Genomic DNA, 2,641 nt, shown 5'->3' on the forward strand with positions numbered 1-2,641 from the left:
CCGCAACCTCGGGACGAACGGGGTACAGGTGCGCTGCACTCATCTTGGTTACCTCTGTGCAAGGGTTGTTGTTATCGGTCACAGGCCGCGCCTCAGATCTTGAAGCGGCTGAGCAGGCGATCCTGCTGGCCGACCTGTTCGACCATCTGCGAGCACTGCAGCACCTGTTGGTCGGCGCTGCCGGAAACCGCCAGGCTGATGTCGCGGATGGTGGTGGTGTTGCGGTTGATCTCTTCGCTGGTGACGCTCTGCTGCTCGGCGGCGGCGGCAATTTGCAGGGTCATGTCGTTGATGCGCTGGATCGCCTCGCGGATGCGCTCCAGGGTCTGGTTGGCGGCATGCGCATCCTCGGCCGTCTTGCCGGCGCTTTCGCGGCTTTGCTGCATGCGCCCCTGGGCGTGCTTCACGCCGCTTTGCAGCTGGTCGATCATCTCGCGGATTTCCTGGGTGGACTGCTGCGTGCGCGAGGCCAGCGAGCGCACTTCATCGGCCACCACGGCAAAGCCGCGGCCCGACTCGCCGGCCCGCGCCGCCTCGATGGCGGCATTGAGCGCGAGCAGGTTGGTCTGGTCGGCAATGCTGGTGATCACCGCCACGATCGATTCGATGCGCTGGCTGAGCATCGACAGCTCGTTGATGGCGTGGCCGGTGTCGTTCATTTCGTCGGCCAGGCGCTTGATGGCCCCGGTGGAGCGCGACACCAGGGCGACCCCGCCGTGGGTCTGCTCGGTGGCCACCAGCGCGGCTTCGGCTGCGGCCTGGGCATTGCGCGCGACGTCTTCGGCAGTCGCCGCCATCTCGGCCATGGCCGTGGCCAGTTGGTCGAGCTCTTGCAACTGCAGCTGCACCCGGCTGGCGGACTGGTCGGCTGCGCTGGAGGTCGCCGTGGAGCTTTCACGCACCTGCTGCGAGCGGCCCTTGACCTCGCCGATGAGCGTCTTGAGGTTGGCCAGCAGGTGGTTGAACTCCCGCGAGACCAGCGCCACTTCGTCGTTGCCGGCCACCTGCAGCTCACGGGTCAGGTCGCCTTCGCCGCGGTTGATGTCTTCCAGCGACTGCTTGAGGCGGTCCATCGGCCAGAGCAGGCGGCGCACCAGCACGCCCAGCACCAGCAGGCTAAGCAGCACGCCCAGGGCGGTGCCGATGACCGCCCGCCAGGTCAGCGTATGGGCGGCGGCCATGACGATGTCCTGGTCCAGCACCACGCCGATGTACCAGTCCATGCCCTTGAGCCCGGTGAGTGGGACGAACGACACCAGCAGGGCCTTGCCGGCGCTGTCGATGCCCTGCAGGCGGCCTTCGAGAGCGGGCGCGGTGCCGCCGAACAGCGCGTTGTAGGGCTGGTCGTTGAGGGTGGCGTCGGGGTGGGAAATGATCTTGCCGTTCTTGTTCAGCAGGAACGCATAGCCGGCGCCGCCGAAGTCCAGGGTGTTGATGGCCTCGGCCACCTGGGTCAGGCGAATGTCGCCGCCGAACACGCCGAGCGGGCGGCCGGCGTCGCTGATCCGGGCGACTGCCGAAATCAGGATCTCGCCGCTGGTGGAGTCTTTGTAGGGGTCGGTCAGCACCGCCTGGGCTGCGCCCTTGCCGCTGGCGTACCAGGGGCGGGTGCGCCCGTCGTAATCGGGCTTGGGGTTCCACGAGGAGGTGTTCTTGATGGGTTTGCCATCGGCGTCGAGGGCGCCGAACACCAGCTTGAACTCATCCTTGAGCAGGGGCGAGTCGAAAATGCGCTGGGTGGTTTGCGGGCTGTACTGGCTGTCGATCGCCTGGGCGGCCAGGTCCATCAGGTGGAGTTTGCCGTTGAGCCAGTTTTCGATCTGCCGGGCCACGGCAGTGCTGGTTTCGACGATGCTCGCCTGCACCTGGTCGCGCAGCAGGCTGCGCACCTGGCTGACCTGGGCCAGGGACAGCAGGCTGGTGGTGACGCACAGCACACAGGCAGCCGCGAGGCTGACCTTGTAACGGATTTTCATTGGCGGTTCCGACTGCAGAAAAGTGCCGGCCTCTTCGCGGGGCAAGCCCGCTCCCACAGTGGCAGTTGCACTGCAAAACCTGTGTGGGAGCGGGCTTGCCCCGCGAAGGGCGCGACGCGGTTTAGAAGAAGCCCAGCGGGTTGATGTCGTAGCTCACCAGCAGGTTCTTGGTCTGCTGGTAGTGGTCGAGCATCATCTTGTGGGTTTCACGCCCCACGCCGGACTTCTTGTAGCCACCGAACGCGGCATGCGCCGGGTACAGGTGGTAGCAGTTGGTCCATACGCGGCCGGCCTTGATGCCGCGGCCCATGCGGTAGGCGCGGTTGATGTCGCGGGTCCACACCCCGGCGCCAAGGCCGAACTCGGTGTCGTTGGCGATGGCCAGGGCTTCGGCTTCGTCCTTGAAGGTGGTGACGCTGACCACCGGGCCGAAGATTTCTTCCTGGAACACGCGCATCTTGTTGTTGCCCTTGAGCAGCGTCGGCTGGATGTAGTAACCGGTGGCCAGCGCGCCTTCGAGCTTCTCCACCTTGCCGCCGGTGAGCAGCTCGGCGCCTTCGTCCTGGGCGATCTGCAGGTACGAGAGGATCTTCTCGAACTGCTGCTGCGAGGCCTGGGCGCCGACCATGGTGTCGGTGTCCAGCGGGTCGCCGCGCTTGATCTGC

General features: G+C 66.1%; 1 protein-coding gene and 2 pseudogenes. All 3 read right to left on the reverse strand.

Annotation, left to right across the window (positions count from 1 at the left end; translation table 11 throughout):
* Positions 1-92: 92 nt before the first annotated feature.
* Complete coding sequence (locus B3E94_RS25495; RefSeq protein ID WP_371872017.1) at positions 93-806, reverse strand: methyl-accepting chemotaxis protein; 714 nt, start codon at positions 804-806, stop codon at positions 93-95.
* Between the two features lie 144 nt (positions 807-950).
* Positions 951-1,976: pseudogene (locus tag B3E94_RS25500) on the reverse strand (HAMP domain-containing protein); the annotation flags it as partial.
* Between the two features lie 121 nt (positions 1,977-2,097).
* Positions 2,098-2,641: pseudogene (adh, locus tag B3E94_RS05820) on the reverse strand (aldehyde dehydrogenase); the annotation flags it as partial.

Origin of the sequence: Pseudomonas sp. UBA6315, from assembly GCF_002438125.1 — a bacterium.
GTDB classification, from domain to species: Bacteria; Pseudomonadota; Gammaproteobacteria; order Pseudomonadales; family Pseudomonadaceae; genus Aquipseudomonas; species Aquipseudomonas faucium.

Coding starts and splice junctions, on each gene's coding strand:
- B3E94_RS25495 (WP_371872017.1), bottom strand. CDS start 806: ATGGCCGAGATGGCGGCGACTGCCGAAGACGTCGCGCGCAATGCCCAG.